Raw genomic sequence first — 16,008 nt, forward strand, 5'->3', positions numbered from 1 at the left:
AAATGGGAGAAACGAGTCGCGCCGCTCGAACGGACGTCGATACGGTGCCATATCCGAGAACAGTGCCGGCGAGCGCACCCCGCAGAATAGACACCCCACCCACAGTCGAGATCGACTTACGGATACTCGTTGAGATACGCTCGCAGTCCCGCGGACCCGAGATCCTCGATGCCGTTTTCGAGGACGCTCTCCTTGATGGTCACGCCGCTGCTCTGGTCGTACAGCTGGACCGCCTCCTTGCCGCCGGTCGACCCGGCCGTGAGTTCCTCCATCCACGTGTCGTCGCCGACGTTGACGACGGGATAGCCACCGGAACGGTACCGGCCGCCGTAGAGGAAGCAGTCGTCGCCGGTGAGTTCGATGCCGTGGCGGTATCGCGTGCTTATCTGGTCGATGGTGACGGCGCGAATCTGGGTGTTGTCCCGGTCGGCGCGAATCGCCGCACGGAAGGTGTCGTCGCCGACGTTGCCGGTGAACGTACAGTACTCGGCGACGACGCGGGCGGGGTTCAGCCCGTCCTTAGTCCAGAGGCCGTAACCGCCGGGGGTATGCTGTTCGATATCGCTACGGAGGAGCACGGTCTCGCCGGCCTCCGGCGAGACGACGACTCCGTGGTTCGGTCGGTCGCCGTCGACGCTGATGGAGAGCCCCGAGAGCCACGCGGAGTCGGCGCTGTTCTGCACCGACACCGCCGCGCCGTTGGCCGCATCGAGTCGAATCGTCGTGTCGAACACCGACAGTCCCGACCCGTTTTCGAGGCGGATACCCCGCTGAGAGACGTCGTACTCGCGGGTTCGGTCGACGACGACCGTCGCGCCGCGGACGTAGCTGTCTCGTCCGGCGAGTCGGATGCTCGCCGCCCGGCTGTTTCGGTACTCGCCGCCGCGGACGATCACCTGACCGTCGTCGTCGGAGACGTAGAGGCCGTTGTCGGGGAACGCGCCGAGTTCGCAGTCGCGGAACTCGATGGTTCCCTCGTGGTTCACGTCGACGAGGATGCCGGTCGGTCCCCACCGAAGGTCGCCCGGTGTCTGAGTCGAGTACGCACCGCCGTCGGGTGCGCGGAAGTTCTCGACGAGGCCCGACCCCGACGAACTGGTGATGTTGAACAGCCCCGGCCCCCACGTGCCGCTGTCGTGTTCGCCGACGATGTCGATGTCTCGGACGACGAGGCCGTCGTCGACTTCGACGTGGAAGGCGCGGATACCCGTGTCGGCGGCGGTCTGGTCGATGGTGAAGTTCTCGATGTGGAGGTCGGTGCCGGGGTCGTAGGAGACCCCGAGGCGGAACAGTCGGTACCGCGGGCCGTCGAACTCGTAGTAGTTCGCCGGGACGATGGTCGCGCCGTTGCTGGCGAGTCCGAAGTTCTCGAACCCGGTGAAGCGGAACTGCTCGTCCATGTAGTACCGGCCCGGTGGAAACTTGACGAGCGTGTCGTCGTCCGCTACGTCGCGCAGAACTGGTGTAATCGACTCGTCCCCCTCCGGGTCGGCACCGGCGTCGACGATGTCGACGACGGTTCCGTAGTCGTCGTTCAACGAGTGCGTCGCGGCGGCGGTGCCCGAAGACGATGCGACGCCGAGGGCGGCGGCCCCGGCCAGTGAGAGATACGAGCGACGATTCAGTTGCCTGTTTCGAGAGTTGTCGGTAGGCACGTCTCTCACGCGCTGCTGAATGTATTTTATTACCACGCAGCTAATACTCCGAAGCCCGCGTCACAACGCTCGAAACAATTGAATCACACAGAATTGTGGATTTTCGTCCCTTCAAATAGACATCAAAATCCAGAGAAATCGGCTTAGAACAGTGACGCCGACCGAAGCGCCAGGAGTGCGCCGAACAGGCTAGCGTCGTCGTTGCTCGTGTCGTCGCCCGACGACGTGTCTGTCGTCGTCGGTTCCGACGTTGTCGTCTCTATCGGTTCCGACGTGGTCGGTTCCGACGTCGTCTCGTTCGGCGTCGAAGTGGTCGTCTCCGTCGGTTCCGATGTCGTCGTGGGTTCCGATGTCGTCGTGGGTTCCGATGTCGTCGTGGGTTCCGATGTCGTCGTGGGTTCTGACGTTGTGGTCGGTTCCGACGTTGTCGTCTCAGTCGGTTCGGACGTCGTCGTCTCTATCGGTTCTGACGTCGTCGTGGTCGTGTCGTTCGGCGTCTCCGTCGGTTCCGGCGTCGCCGTCTCGTTGGGTGTCGAAGTGGTCGTGTCGTTCGGCGTCTCCGTCGGTTCCGACGTGGTCGGCGGCGTCTCCGTCGGCGTGTCGGACTGATCGCCGTCGCCGCCATCGCCGTTGTCTCCGTCGTCGCCGTCGTTGCCGTCACCATCGTCGTCGCCACCGCCGAACCAGTCGCCGATACCGCTGGAGTCGTCGTCACCATCGTCACCGTCGCCGCCGGCGTCGTCACCGCCGCCGCTTTCGGGCGTCTGTGTCGCCGTCGACGCGTTCGACTCGCTCGTGCCGTTCGCCCCGGTCCGGTTGCCGCCGTCGCCGGCGGTGGTCTCGTTTGACGCGTCCGGGGTGGGTGTCGGCGTCGGTGTCGCGGTCTCCGTGGTGTTGGCGTAGTCGGGTATCGACGGACCGCCGCCGTCGCCGCTGTCGCCGCCCACGTCCGCGAGGACGACGCCGCCGGCGGCGACGAACAGCAGAAGGCCGGCGACGAACATGCCGCGCTGCATCACATTGGTCCCGCCGTCGGTGACGAGCCGGGTGTGCCGCCAGTAGAGGTCGTCGCCGACGCTGCCGATGGGACCGGGGAACTCCGCGAGCAGTTCGAGTATCTCGCCGACGCCGAGCGCACCCGTGAGACACGCGACGCAGACGAACAGCAGCAGGCCGACAGGCGGGACGACGACCAACGAGAGCAGGTCGTTGCCGACGAGCGACGGGAGGATGAGGACGAGGGGGGCCGCGATGCCGATGGTTGCCAGACTCCGGAAGAGGCGGGCCTCCGAGACGGGGTCGAAGCCGACCTTCTTCGCGCTCCAAAGGTGAAAGAGGAACATCGTCCCGTAGCCGATACTGGTGGCGACGGCCGCCCCGCGCATGCCGAACTGCGGGATGAGCGTGACGTTGAGCGCGACGTTGATGGCCGCCGCCGCGCCCGTCGCGGCAACCGGGAACTTCATCGTCCCGTTACCCTGCGCGACGGCGAGAATCGGGCGCGCGACGGCGAATCCGACCGTCCCCGGCAGGAGCAGGATGAGCGGGATGACCGCGTTGACGAACTCCTCACCGAGGTAGAGGGGGACGACGACCGGTGCGAGCGCCGCGAGACCGAGCGCCATGATACCCGTAAACAGCAGCGTGTAGCGCGTCGTCTGCGCCGTGAGTTTCGAGATTCGCTCGGTCTGCCCTTTCGACCACATCTCGGAGGTAGAGTGGACGAACACCGTCTGGAAGGCGATGGGGGCGAACCAGAGGAACTCCGCGATGGCGAGCGCGCCCTTGTAGTGGCCGACGACGGCGTTCGGTTCCCAGTACTGCAGCATCAGGATGTCGAGGTGGTACAGCGACATCATGAGCGCCATCAGTACGATGCTCATCCCGTTGAACGTCAGCATCTCGCGGCGCGGAAGCGTGTCGGGCGCACCCCGAAACACCGCCGAGAGCGACACCTGCTTGCCGACCAGCACCAGGCCGATGAGACCGACGACGATACCGGAGACGAGGTGACCGAGCAGCGCGCCGAGGACGCCGTGGCCGAGGACGACAAGCGAGACGCCGATACCGATGAACAGAAGCGAGTCGAGAACCCGAAGGGGTTCCGAGTACTCTTCGAGACCGAACCCCATCAGCGTCCGGCGGGTGTACGCGCGGAACTGCGCGGCGACGACGAGTCCGGCGAGAACCGCCGCGTACTGGACGAACGTGTCGCCGAACAGCACGCCGCCGATGCCGGTCTCGGCGATGACGAGCACCGCACCGCTCCCGATGACCGCGAGCACGATGGCGACGCGGAAGTAGAAGCCGACGACGGCGTCTTCCCAGTTCGGCGCGTTTCGGTCCTCGGCGATGTACTTGCGGACACCGTCGGTGACGCCGGAACTGACGAAGATCATCAAAAGCGCGAACACGGAAAGCAGCGTCGTGTACGCGCCGACGTTCGCATCGCCGAGTTCGCGGTACAGAAGCGGCGTCGTCGCCGCGCCGATGATGAGCGTGGCGACGCGACTGCCGCCGACCGAGAGGATGCCTTTGAGGATCGACCGGTCCATCAGGTACTCACCGGATAGCGACGCGAGAGGCGTCCGGCAGGGGCGATGCTGTGGAGGCGCAGTGACATGGTCGCCACTCGGCGCTCCGGGGTGATTATTATAGAGACGCTATGCGGGTGAGGCGTCGAAATTCGGGCAGTCGTAACCCGCCGACATCCGCGACCGGGGCGACCGCCGCGCCGACTGTTTAGTCCCCGTTACTCGTCGTTAGAACTCGTTGCCCCACGCGCGAAGGTCGTCTTCGGACTTGTCGTAGATGCCGTTGACGAGCGTATTCTGTTTGACGTAGGCGTCGCGGCTGGGTTCGTACAGATACAGCGCGTAATAACCGTCAGTCGATTCGGCGTACGTGCTCTCGACGCGGAGGCCGTCGCCGTAGTTACAGATGGGCCGTTCGCTCGCGAGGTACTCCCCGCCGTATATCATACAGTCGTCGCCGACGTTCTCGATAGCGCGGCGGTGGCCTACGCCGGTCTGGTCGACGGTCACCATCGAGAACCGCGCGTTGTCGCGCGCACAGAAGATACCCGAGCGTGCTCCCTCGTCGCCCACGTCGCCGGTTATCTTCACGCTCTCGCAGTTCACCCGCGCCGTCCGGGTAGTGTCGGTGAGTTTGATACCGTAGCCGCCGGGGGTGTTCATGTCGATGGCCGTGCGGTAGATGGTGGTCTCGCCCGCCTCCGGAGAGACGACGATACCGTGTTTCACCTTGTCACCGGCCATCGAGATACGGACGTCCTGAATCCACGTCGACTCGCAGGTGTTCATCACCGTCAGCGCGTGTCCGTTGACCGACGGGATGCGAATATCGGTGTCGTGAACCGAGAGGTTCGCACCGTTTTCGAGGCGAATCGCCCGCTGGTTGACGTCCTGCGGGCGGTTGTCGTCGACGACGATGGTCGCGTTTCGGATCTCGCTCCCGTCGCCGCCGAGCCGGATGTTCGCGGTGTCGCTGTTCTTGTACAGGCCGCCGTCGACGACGATTTTCCCGGTCCCGCCGGAGGCGTACAGGCCGTTGTCGGGGAACGCGCCGAGTTCGCAGTCCTTGAACGTCAGCTCGCCGCGGTTGTGGACGTTCGAGACGATGCCGCTCGGCCCTTTCCAGAGATTTCCGTCGTTGGGCGTCTCGTCGACCCACGCGCCGCCGCCGGGAGCGCGGAATCGCTCGACGATACCGACGCCGTCCGCGTCGGTGACGCAGAACCGACCCGGTCCCCACGTGCCGCTGTCGTGGTGGCCGACGATGTCGATGTCGCGGACTTGCAGTCGCTTCGACGCGAGGGCGTCGATGACGCGGATACCCGTGTCGTCGGCGGTGAAGTCCACCTCGAACCCCTCGAATCGGATGTCGGCACCCGGGGCGTAGTGGACGCCCAGTCGGAAGAGCCGATACTGCGGTCCCTCGAACTCGTGGTAGTCCGCCGGAACGAGCGTCGCGTCGTTGCCGACGACGCCGAACTTCTCGAAGCCCGAGAACCGGAACTGTCGGTCCATCCGGTAGCGACCCGGCGGGAAGACGAGAAGCGTGTTGTCGCCGCGGAGATTCTCCAGCACGTCGTTTATCGGCTGGTTGCCGGTGTTGTCGGCACCCGCTTCGACCACGTCGTACACGCGGTCGTACTCCGCGAAGAGGTCGGTCATGTCGGACGAAGACGCCGCGCCGACACCGGTGCCCAACCGGATACCGGCTCCGGCGACCCCCACGCCGAGAACGCCCTTGAGATAGCCACGTCGTGTTCGGTTCGTCGCATCGTCGTTCGATTCTACTGTCCCTTCGTTTCCGCAGACGTACGTATTGTTCGGCATAGTGTTTGACCCGTCGCACCCCCACTCATCCTCGAAAACGGTGTTCGACACCCCGTTATCGTGCCCCTAACGCGGCCATCCGTTTGGTTGGCGTGCAACGTTCGTGGAAACAATACAGAACAATCAGTTCTAATAGACAGTCGTTCATCACTGTAGGTTTTAAGTACAGGTCGATGATAATCGGGGGTTAATCGGTGCTTACTAGCCGCCAAACCGGTAGCCGGCAGTAGGTGTAGTTCGACTCGCTGACGACGGTGGTCATTCCCGGTTTCGATCCGACGGCTCAGCGGGTTATGAGCCTGCTAAATCGGCTCTCGCGGTGTTTTTCCGCTGTTTGGAATAGTTCGTTGAATCGCGGCAACGAGCGGTCGAGAGTCGGCGGAGGTGGGTGAGGACCAGTGTTTGTGTTAAGACTCAGACAAATGTGATATAGTGTAGCTTTTATGACTCAACGTCGAGGGGTACGGTCTCCCATCGAACATCCTCGTCGGGGACGGTGGTCACGACTCGGGGTCGAAGCCGGGGGTGACGAGCGTGCTCTCGACGAGGGCTCCGGTGCCGCGGCGAAGCTGCTGTGAGACCGCAGACGGCGAGACGCCGAACCGGTCGGCCAACTCGTTCTGTGAACTCCGTCGCGGAACGTCGTAGTAACCCATCTCGTAGGCGGCGCGGAGCAGTCGTTGCTGGTCGTCTGTGAGACCGTACCGCGTCGCGCGGCTTCGGCCGTTCTCCGCGTCGGGGCTGTACAGTTGCCGGACGTGGAAGTCGACGTCGTTCTCGCGACAGCGGGCGCTCAACTCCGAGAGCGTCTTTCGACCGGGGAGGCGCATGCGGACGTGCCACCCGCCGCTGTTGTTCTCGGCCGCCATCACCGACGCGCCCAACGCCTCCGGAATCTGGGTCGGCCACCGCGCCGAGTCATCCAGTCCGATACGGTACGTCCGGTGGTTCGACTCGACGCCGACGAGCGTCGGGTCGTCGACGGTCGGGTCGTCGACGAGTGCCCGCTCGAACGCGTCGTAATCGACGTTCGCGGCGGTGAAAAACAGCGTTCGTCGGCCGCGGTACGTCGTCTGTGACTGCGGTCGGACGGTCGCCTCGGAGGCGGCGTCCAGCGTCGGGCACAGCAGGATGGAGGGGTGTGCGAGATACGCTTCGACGACGAGGTCGTAGTGGTCCGTCCCGAGGTCGGACGCCGTCGGCGAGCCGTCGGTTCGCCGTTCGGAACGGTCGTCGGGGTCGCCGCCCATGCTCAGCGGCACGGGGCCGTCCACCTACGGAGACGGGACCTGCTCGTCGACGGTGTCACCGCCTTCGACGGCGCTGTCGTTGGGTGAGAGTGGACCCTCATACTAGCGGAGTACTGGGGTCGGGAGTCAGATAAATCCAGAGCTCCGTTTCGACTGTTGCTTCCCGAAGAGCGGCTTTAGCAACGAGATAAGCCGACACACGGCGGTCGTCACAGCCGACCTTCGTGCGTTATCGTCGTAACCGCTCGGAAGTCGGCCGAGGCCCCCGGCGTCGCTCCGCGACGAACAGTCCGAGGGCGACGAGACAGACGAGCAGTTCGACCGGGAACGACGCCGAGGAGAAGTAGTGGAGAACGTACCCCTCCGAGAGGAACGGCACCGCCGACAGCAGCGTATCGGTGTACCCCGGTACCGACCCGTCGGCCATGGGATTCGACCAGTGCGTCAGCGGCCATCCCAGCATTCCGGCGGCGTGCGCTCCGCGCCCGTCGAGCGTCAACTGGAGGAGGTCGGCACCGAGATGCGAGAGCCATCCGGCGGCGAAGGCGACACCCGCTCGACTGGCGGCCTCGCCGACGGCGACGTGTAACGCCGCCCCGACGAGGACGAGACCGAAGAGCGAGTGCGAGACGGTCTGGTAGGCGGGCAGGACGCCGGCGAGTCCGAGCGACTTGTCGACGACGTCGGGGAGCGCGGTGCCCAGCAGACACCACCCCAGCGCGAGGCGGGCGCGGACGCCGAGGAGGTAGCCGAGGGCGAGATGGGCGGGGAACCACATTGGATTCGGCAAATCCGTTCCCCTCTATAAGCGTGCGGATTCGCCCCGGTTGGTAACGAGAGTCCGACAGACCACGACGTTCGACGGAGGACAGCTCCGCCCGGCGCGGCCGCTCGGGGACTAAAAATTCCGCAGAGCGCGTGAACGACGTGTACCCCTACCCGCGTTCCCGACACCCTGCGGTCTGTATCATCGCATATGAACAACCAGAATATAAACGTGTGTCAGACGGGCGTCAGTCGTCCGCGTCTGCGGTCTTGATGTCTTCGAGTTTCGAGAGAAGGTCGTCGGTCGTCGCGTCGGAGTCGAACGTCACTTTCCCGTCGTGGTCCTTCTCGTGGACGTTCACACCGTCATTCGCGTCGGCGTTGACGCTCTGGTCTCGCTGCTCGGATTCGTCGTAGCTACCAAAACCCATACTTCCAACTCCCGACACCGATACAAAACAGGTACGATACGCCGGAGTTCGTGTCAGGCTCGTCAGTCGTCGGCCGGCGCTTTCTTGGCTTTGTCGGCGAACTTCTCTCTGACCTTCCTGATCTTCGGTTCGGCGTTGAACGTGCAGTAGGCGTCGCCGGGGTTCTTCTCGTAGTAGTCCTGGTGGTACTCCTCGGCGACGTAGAACTCGCCGAGCGGTTCGATCTCGGTGACGATGGGGTCCTCGAACGCGCCCTCGGCTTCCAGTTCCTCGACGAACGCCTCCACGAGTTTCCGCTGCTCGTCGTCGTGGTAGTACACCGCAGAGCGGTACTGCGTACCGACGTCGGGGCCCTGCCGGTTGAGCGTCGTCGGGTCGTGGACGGTGAAGAACACCTGTAGGAGGTCCTCGTATCCCAGTTTCTCGGGGTCGTACTCAATCTGGACGACCTCGGCGTGGCCCGTGTTACCCGCGCAGACCTGTTTGTACGTCGGGTCCGCCACGTCGCCGCCGGTGTAGCCGGAGGTGGCTTCGAGGACGCCGTCGAGTTCCTTCATCGCGGCTTCGATACACCAGAAGCAGCCTCCGGCGAGCGTCGCCGTCTCTGTGTTGCTCATGGACGGAGGTAGGGGCGCGACGCGTTAAGATGCTACGGAATCGGGGGTCCGACGGGAGGTCCGCGACGATGCGTCGTCACTCGTTCAGTCGCGCCATCTCCTCGTCGGAGAGGTCGATGTGGGTGGCAGCGACGTTGTCGTGGAGGTGCTCGACGCTGGAAGTGCCCGGAATCGGGAGCATGACGTCCGAGCGATGGAGCAACCACGCGAGCGCGATCTGCTGCGCCGTCGCGTCGTGAGCGTCGGCGATGTCGTCGACGGCGTCGGCTTTGTCTCCGAGGTCGCCCGCGCCGAGGGGGTACCACGGGATGAAGCCGATACCGGCGTCCTCGCAGGCCGCTAAGACGTCTTCCTGTTCGCGGTCGCCGATGTTGAATCGGTTCTGGACGGTGGCGATATCGACGATGTCGCGGGCGGTGTCGAGCTGCTCGACGGAGACGTTGCTGAGGCCGACGTGGCCGATTTTCCCCTCGTCCTTCAGCTCGGCCAGCGCCTGTACGGAGTCCTCGAAGCCGACGTCGGGGTCCGGGCGGTGGAGCTGGTAGAGGTCGATGCTGTCGACGCGGAGGCGGTCGAGACTTCCCAGAATCGCGTTCCGGAGGTAGTCGGGGTCGCCGTTGGGTAGCCAGTCGCCGTCCTCGTTCCGCAGAAGGCCGCCCTTGGTGGCGACGACCAGATCGTCGGGGTACGGATGCAGCGCCTCGCCGATGAGTCGTTCGCTGACGGCCGGGCCGTAGGAGTCGGCGGTGTCGACGAAGTCGGTGCCCGTCGCGATGACCTCGTGGAGCACGCGGTGGGCCTCCTCGGTGTCGTCGGGTTCGCCGATGATGTCGTCGCCGGTGAGGCGCATCGCGCCGTAGCCGAGTCGATGAACGGTGAGCTCGCCGCCGATGTCGAACGTGTCGCTTAGATTTTCGACCGTCATAGAGGGACAGACGGCCGCGAAACAGTAGCCTCTTGTGGCACCGGCACTCTCGCCGCCGGCCGCCCCGAGACGACCACGACGCTTGCCTCCCCCGTCGCCGAGGACGTCGACCGACTCGTGGAGAACGACGAGACGGCGGCGTTCCGGAATCGAGTTGAGACCTGAACAACCGGTCGTCGACGCACCACGAGTCGGACGCCGAGCGGTCGGCCCGGGGAGGTCCCCGGCCGCTCACCGCGGTGGCAGCGCGTCGAGTCGGTGCGTCGGCCGGAAGTCGTCAGAGACGGCGTCGAGCGTCTCCATCTCCTGTGTGAAGCTCCCGCGGTAGCTGAGGACGTGGCCCGCGAGCACGTTCTCGACGACGGCGTCGACGTGGTATCGCTCGTCAGCGTCGTCGTACCGGTCGCGGACCTCGACGTTCGCGGCGAGCAGTCCGGGAAGTCGAACGTATCGCTCGTCGCGGCGGACCCACTGCCGACCGCTTCCGACGACGAGCGCGCCCGCTTCGACCGAGGGGAGAAGTTCCGAGACGAGGAGACCGTCGGTGCCGAGGAAGTCGAGCAGTCGCTCGTTGTCCTCGTCCCAAACGGTCAGCGAGTCGAACCGGCGGCGTCTTCGACCGAAGGAGAACTCCCGAACCGTCGCCAGCGCTTCGTCTCCGGCGTCGTCGCGGAAGCCGACGGTTTTGACGGTGAAGGGAACGCCGTGACCGCCTTCCGGAAACAGGAGGTCCTGTGACGCCATCGCGTACAGCGCCGGGAGGACGTGCGTTCCGCGACTGATATCCATCTCGCCGCGGCCGACGCAGAGCGCGCCGTCGTCGGCGTCGAGGGTGTACCGCTCTCTGAGTTTTGGGTGGAGGTCGTTGGCCTCGTCGCCGAGCGCGCGCTCGTAGACGCCGGTCATCGACCCTCACCCTTCCAGATCAACCCTGTGATGCTCCCCGACAGCACGCGCTCGCCCGCGTGCGAGCAGACGACCCCCGCAGTGAGGTCGTAGCGGTCGGCCCGCTCCTCGACCGTCTCGTAGGTCCACCTACAGGTGACTCGCTCGCCGGTGTAGACGGGACGCGAAAACGTGAACTCCATCGTGTGCGCGAGGACCTCGTGTTCGCCGCCGATTTGCGTGGGCAGCGTGGCCGTCAACAGGCCGTGAACCATCCGCCGCCCCTCGTCGTCGGGGTCTGTGTGCTGCGGTTGCGTGTCGCCGGAGAGGTCGGCGAAGCGGTCGACCTCCTCGGGCGTGAACGTTCGTTCGACGGTGTAGCTCTCGCCCGGCGTCGGCGATCTCATCGTTCGGTGTACTACGCTCGCTTCGCGCTAAAATGGGAGGGCCGATCGGTCGGGTCCGCGGGTCGTCTCAGGCCGTCTCAGTGATGTCGCCGTCGACCTCGGCGCTCGGTGCCGGCGTGACGGACGCACCAGCTACGTCGCTATCAACTTCTGTATCTTACCGGCGGGACACGCCGCCTGTTGCCCTGTCTTGACGAGATGCGCTGGTCCGATAGTTCGTATAGCATCTTTCGGTGTATATAGTCCGTTTCGAGCAGGTTGACTCACCGGTCTCCGGCACCGAGCCACTGACAGCTATTTACCGATGGGTTCACCAGTGAGAAGCGATGCGCGAGGAGGCAGCTATCGAATCGACTATCGAGCGGTATCTCGACGGCGTCGAGGCGGGCAACTCCCGGAAGAACTACCGGTCGGTGTTGACCGAGTGGGCCGCGTGGCTTCGAGCGGAGGCGGGTGTGACCGCAGTCGACGCGGTGACGGTCATGCACTGTCGGCGCTACGCCCGCCACCTCAAGAGACTCGTCCGCGACGGCAACCTCCGAGCGAGCACGGCGAACACGTACTACGCGTACGTCCGAGCGTTTCTCGGCTTCTGCGTCGCCGACGAACTCGCCGCGACGAATCCGGCAAAATCGGCGCGCGCGACCGACGAACTCCCCGAAGACCACGGTGATAGGGACCGGCAGTTCTGGCGTCGTAAACAACGTGATGCTATACTGACCTACGTCGATCGGCGGACCGAGGAGGTCCAGTCGGACGGCTCCGACCGAGAGATTCGCCGAGCGTTCCGGAACAGAGCGCTCGTCTCGTTGCTGGCGCTCTCGGGAGTCCGCGGCGGCGAGGTGTTCGCCGCGACCGCCGACAAGCGACGGGTTGGACTTCGATGGACGGACGTCAACCTCGACGCCAACGCCGTCCGGGTGTTCGGAAAGTCCCGCGAGTACGAGTACGCGCAGTTACCGGAGCGTGCGGGTGCGGCGCTTCTCGACCACCGCGAGCGGTGTGAGCCCGCGGATGCGTCGTGGCCGGTGTTCCCGACCGCTCACGGTCCGTCGCTTCGGCGGGCCGTCGAGACACAGCTCGGCGAGCGAGGGTGGACTGACGAGGAGATCGACGAACGCTGTTCGGAGCTACCTCTACCCGCCGTGCTCCGCGAGGAGCGAGTGACACCGCCGTCGCTCACGACGGACGGCGCGCGGAGCGTGATGAAGCGACTCTGCGCCGACGCGGAAATCGACGTGCGCGGCGAGTATCTCAAGCCGCACGGGGCGCGGCGCGGACTCGGCCACGAACTGTACGCCAACGGCCACGCCGAGCTCGCGCAATCGGCGCTGAGACACGCGAGCATCGAGACGACCCACGAGTCGTACTCCGACATCCGGGCGGCCGAGACGGCGAGAGAAGTCGACCGAGTTCTGAAGCGGGACTAACCCTCGAAGTCGCCTTCGAGCGTCACGCGGTCCGCCGTCACGTCCGCGACGGAGCCCGAACCGATGGGGTATCGGTCCTCGTCTGCGCCGCCCCACGTGACTTCGACACCCTCGCCGAACCGAAGGAAGAAACCCTCGTCGGTCACTTCGTCGACGGTACCGACTTCGTTTCCGTCGTCGTCGTACACGGACTTGCCGACGTCGTCCTCGGACAGTTGTGACGCCATACTGTAGAGAACGGACGCGAGACGTGAATAACTGATGGCAGGACGGTACCGCGAGCGACGCCTCGACTCTCGACGTCGGCCACTCCAGTACAGAGAAACGGAGACCGATGCGACGCCCGTACCCAACGCATGTCTGAACCGTGACTGACCAGAGTGTGCGCGGGCGTCGCGTGCGACGCTACCGCAAGCGGGTATATAAAATGGACGTATCCGAATCAATTTCGCGTCTGTTTCTTTGAGTTTTCGTTGAATCGGCCGACGGGGGTACGGTGCTCTCTGCGAGGAGCGACGCATCGAACCGAGAACTGAATACGTGACCAGTTTTGCAGGCGCTCGAATCGGACCTCTCCTGGTCGGCCAATCGAAACACGGTTCACAAATTGTATAATTTTCATACAGTCGTCGATACGTGGATAACGTTAAGACACGCCGGAGAGACGTGGTGAACCGATGAAACGGCCGACAGTTGGTACGCGGTGCTCACATCGTAGACAGTGTACAAATTGTAGACGGTCCACCCAGTCCGGGCCGGGTGAGCGCCGATGAGTCGCGCGGTGAGCGTCTCGCTACAGAAGGGCGGCGTCGGCAAGACCACCGTCGCCATCAACCTCGCGGACGCGCTCGCGGCACGCGGCAACGACGTCCTCCTCGTCGACTTAGACCAGCAGGGGAACGCGACGGAGGGCGTCGGGTTCAAGGAGTACTACGAGTCCGAGGGGCCGCACATCGGCGACGTGCTTACCGAAGACGACCCCGTCGACATCGACGCGGTGATTCGCGAACGCGAGGGGTTCGACGTCGTCCCCGCGCACGTCGACTTGGACGGTGCGGAAGACCGAATCCGTAACTCGACGTTCGGCGTCCTGTGGGTCCGCCGACGCATCGTCGAACCGCTCCTCGGCGACAGATACGACTACGTGGTCATCGACTCGCCACCGAGTCTGGGGCCGCTGTCGGACGCGGCGCTCATCGGGTCGGGGAACGTCATCGTCCCGCTTTTGATGAGCGAACCGAGCGTCAGCGGATTCGAGCGGATGTGGGAGCAACAGATCGTTCCGATTCGCCAGGAGGTGGACCTCGAGCTGCTCGCCATCGTGCCGAACGACCTCAGCGGTAACAACGAGGAGAAGCGCATCATCGACGACCTCGAAACCTCTCCGTTCGCCGACTATCTCCCGGCGTTCGCCCGGAGCGCCGAGTTCGACGACGACGACTCCCCCGGCCCCGGCGTCCGTCGACGCATCGCGTTCCGACGTTCGTGGCGCGACGGCAAGACGCTACGCGAGTACGAACCGGACAACGACATGGTCGGCCGACTCGACGAACTCGCACGCGTCGTCGAAGCCGGGACCGTCGACGTCGGCGAGAGCGAGACGGAAGAGGTGACGGCCAGTGCCTGACGGCAACCGGTTCGCGGGGTTGAGCGACGCACTCGGGGACGAGACGGAGCGGGACGACGGGACTGTCGAACCCGAGGAGACCGTTGAACCCGAGGGGACCGACCGGCCCTCCGATGCGACCGGCGAGGACGAAGCAGGCGAAGACGACGAAACGGTCGAAGAGGGAACCGGCTCCGACGCGTCGGCCGACGAGAATGAGGGGCCCGCCTTCTCCTTCGAGGAGACGACGCCCAAGAGCGTCTACGTCCGCGACGGGACGCTCGACGCGCTCGAAGACTTGGAGTTCGAGGTGGAGGTCGCCCTCCGGCGCGAGTACGGCGTCCGCGACGTAACCGGACGGGAGTTCCACGACGCTCTCGTGCGCGTCGCAGCCGAACACGCCGACGACATCGCCGCAGTGGTCGTCGAGACGCGAGAGGGGTAACGACCGCCGCTTCGGTTTCCGACCGCGCTTCCGGGGCCAGTTAGTACTGGGGATATTCGGCTATACTAGACACACTTCGAGACGAAACAGTCAGCGAACACCGACGGTCGACGAACATTTATTCACGTGCTCGTGGCCCGACTATACGCAGACCCATGGCCACCGAAACACAATCCCTGCAGACGCTTCGAGACCTGTTCGAGTACGAACTCGGCTGTATGTACTACGTCGAGAACCAGCTCGTCGACACGCTCGACGAGCTCGCGATGCAGACGCCGAACGAGAACATCAGTCGAGGCTTCGCCGACCACCGCGACGAGACGCAGAAACAGGTCGAACGACTCGAACGCGTGTTCGACGCCATCGACCGCAAACCGTTCGAGCACGAGGTGGACGCGCTCGACGGCTTGCTGCGAGACAAACAGTCGTTCGACGAGATGGTCGGGGAGGACGAACTCCGCAACGTCCACTACCTCGGTGCCGGAATGAAGACCGAGCGATTCGAGATAACGAGCTACGAGAGTCTCCAGATGCTGGCCGACAGACTCGACATGGGCAGCGACGTGACCGACCCGTTGAAGCAGAACCTCGACGAAGAGCAGCGGACGCTGGACGAACTCCAGGCGATGGCGACCGGGTCGAAACTCAAGGAACTGTTCCAGAAGCTCACCGGCTGATTCGGGTCGTCAGTCGAGTACCGCGAATCGAGTGCCTGCGTCTCGACGTACGCTTTTTGTCTCAGCGAGAAAACCGCTCCGTAGAGAGATCGCCGCGCCGCTCACGCGGAGTGAAGCGACCCCGCGAACGACGCCACGCCGTGAACGACGCCTCAGCCCTCCATACCGGGCGGCGGTCCCTCTCCGTCCAACCAGGCGAGGACGAGCGGTTCGTTGTCGGCGTCGAGCATCTCGGTGACGCGGTCACGCTCACCTCGGTCGTCCGCCGAGCGGACCATCTCGCGATAGTGCGCGTCCCGCGCTGTCACGGTCAGGTCGTCGTCGAGTCCGAGGTCCTCGCTCAATCGTTCCCACAGATGTTCACTCCCATAGAGGTAGTACGCCCGGTCGTCGCGCCACCCGAAGTTGTGTCGGTTCGAGTACTCGTACCCGCCGTCTTCGCGTTCAAAACTGTGTTGGACGGCCGTCAGCGTCTCGGCGAGTCGGCCGCGGTCGATCTCGCGCGCTTCGGCGACGGCGTCGAGTACGTCGTCGGTGAGTGGATGGTCGGTCAT

The 16,008-nt window shown here is 64.7% G+C and carries 16 protein-coding genes; 4 read left to right on the top strand and 12 right to left on the bottom strand.

What is annotated here, in order from left to right:
- Nucleotides 1–116: 116 nt before the first annotated feature.
- The 10 genes from LAQ73_RS13960 to LAQ73_RS14010 form a co-directional block, all read right to left on the bottom strand.
- Complete coding sequence (locus tag LAQ73_RS13960; RefSeq protein ID WP_224268875.1) at nucleotides 117–1,691, bottom strand: hypothetical protein; 1,575 nt, start codon at nucleotides 1,689–1,691, stop codon at nucleotides 117–119.
- 107 nt (nucleotides 1,692–1,798) lie between these two features.
- Complete coding sequence (locus LAQ73_RS17645; protein ID WP_255634868.1) at nucleotides 1,799–4,210, bottom strand: flippase; 2,412 nt, start codon at nucleotides 4,208–4,210, stop codon at nucleotides 1,799–1,801.
- A 207-nt stretch (nucleotides 4,211–4,417) separates the two neighbouring features.
- A complete protein-coding gene (locus tag LAQ73_RS13975; RefSeq protein WP_224268876.1) occupies nucleotides 4,418–6,016 on the bottom strand; it encodes a right-handed parallel beta-helix repeat-containing protein in 1,599 nt (532 codons plus the stop codon).
- A gap of 500 nt (nucleotides 6,017–6,516) precedes the next feature.
- The gene (locus tag LAQ73_RS13980) at nucleotides 6,517–7,290 is read right to left on the bottom strand and encodes a helix-turn-helix domain-containing protein (RefSeq protein WP_224268877.1); all 774 of its coding nucleotides are present in this window, start codon (nucleotides 7,288–7,290) and stop codon (nucleotides 6,517–6,519) included.
- A 205-nt stretch (nucleotides 7,291–7,495) separates the two neighbouring features.
- Nucleotides 7,496–8,044 carry a metal-dependent hydrolase gene (locus tag LAQ73_RS13985; RefSeq protein WP_224268878.1) on the bottom strand — a complete coding sequence of 183 codons (549 nt, stop codon included), beginning with the start codon at nucleotides 8,042–8,044 and terminating at the stop codon, nucleotides 7,496–7,498.
- 235 nt (nucleotides 8,045–8,279) lie between these two features.
- Nucleotides 8,280–8,462, bottom strand: coding sequence for a DUF5786 family protein (locus LAQ73_RS13990; RefSeq protein ID WP_224268879.1), 183 nt, complete (start codon nucleotides 8,460–8,462; stop codon nucleotides 8,280–8,282).
- 62 nt (nucleotides 8,463–8,524) lie between these two features.
- Nucleotides 8,525–9,079: a peptide-methionine (S)-S-oxide reductase MsrA gene (msrA, locus tag LAQ73_RS13995; protein ID WP_224268880.1), complete on the bottom strand. Its 555-nt coding sequence runs from the start codon at nucleotides 9,077–9,079 to the stop codon at nucleotides 8,525–8,527.
- Nucleotides 9,080–9,155: 76 nt separating this feature from the next.
- Nucleotides 9,156–10,004, bottom strand: coding sequence for an aldo/keto reductase (locus LAQ73_RS14000; protein WP_224268881.1), 849 nt, complete (start codon nucleotides 10,002–10,004; stop codon nucleotides 9,156–9,158).
- A 231-nt stretch (nucleotides 10,005–10,235) separates the two neighbouring features.
- Entirely contained in the window at nucleotides 10,236–10,910 is a 675-nt protein-coding gene (locus LAQ73_RS14005; RefSeq protein ID WP_224268882.1) for a DUF4166 domain-containing protein, read from the bottom strand.
- Entirely contained in the window at nucleotides 10,907–11,296 is a 390-nt protein-coding gene (locus LAQ73_RS14010) for a MaoC/PaaZ C-terminal domain-containing protein (protein WP_224268883.1), read from the bottom strand. Before LAQ73_RS14010 ends, LAQ73_RS14005 begins: the two co-directional genes overlap by 4 nt.
- Nucleotides 11,297–11,622: 326 nt before the next feature.
- On the opposite strand from LAQ73_RS14010, the gene LAQ73_RS14015 reads away from it, so the two are divergent.
- On the top strand, nucleotides 11,623–12,726 hold the full coding sequence (locus LAQ73_RS14015) for a tyrosine-type recombinase/integrase (protein WP_224268884.1): 1,104 nt from the start codon (nucleotides 11,623–11,625) through the stop codon (nucleotides 12,724–12,726).
- On the opposite strand, the gene LAQ73_RS14020 is transcribed toward LAQ73_RS14015, so the two are convergent.
- Nucleotides 12,723–12,953 (bottom strand): hypothetical protein, encoded by a 231-nt coding sequence (locus tag LAQ73_RS14020; RefSeq protein WP_224268885.1) that lies wholly within the window; start codon nucleotides 12,951–12,953, stop codon nucleotides 12,723–12,725. The genes LAQ73_RS14015 and LAQ73_RS14020 overlap by 4 nt on opposite strands.
- Before the next feature lie 542 nt (nucleotides 12,954–13,495).
- On the opposite strand from LAQ73_RS14020, the gene LAQ73_RS14025 reads away from it, so the two are divergent.
- The 3 genes from LAQ73_RS14025 to LAQ73_RS14035 all read left to right on the top strand — a co-directional run bounded on the left by LAQ73_RS14025 (nucleotide 13,496) and on the right by LAQ73_RS14035 (nucleotide 15,454).
- A complete protein-coding gene (locus LAQ73_RS14025; protein WP_224268886.1) occupies nucleotides 13,496–14,353 on the top strand; it encodes a ParA family protein in 858 nt (285 codons plus the stop codon).
- A complete protein-coding gene (locus tag LAQ73_RS14030) occupies nucleotides 14,346–14,777 on the top strand; it encodes a DUF7970 domain-containing protein (RefSeq protein ID WP_224268887.1) in 432 nt (143 codons plus the stop codon). The genes LAQ73_RS14025 and LAQ73_RS14030 overlap by 8 nt, the downstream gene beginning before the upstream one ends.
- 155 nt (nucleotides 14,778–14,932) lie before the next feature.
- Complete coding sequence (locus LAQ73_RS14035) at nucleotides 14,933–15,454, top strand: YciE/YciF ferroxidase family protein (protein ID WP_224268888.1); 522 nt, start codon at nucleotides 14,933–14,935, stop codon at nucleotides 15,452–15,454.
- 152 nt (nucleotides 15,455–15,606) lie between these two features.
- On the opposite strand, the gene LAQ73_RS14040 is transcribed toward LAQ73_RS14035, so the two are convergent.
- A complete protein-coding gene (locus LAQ73_RS14040; RefSeq protein WP_224268889.1) occupies nucleotides 15,607–16,008 on the bottom strand; it encodes a DUF8048 family protein in 402 nt (133 codons plus the stop codon).

Source organism: Haloprofundus salinisoli (assembly GCF_020097815.1).
Classification (GTDB): domain Archaea; phylum Halobacteriota; class Halobacteria; order Halobacteriales; family Haloferacaceae; genus Haloprofundus; species Haloprofundus salinisoli.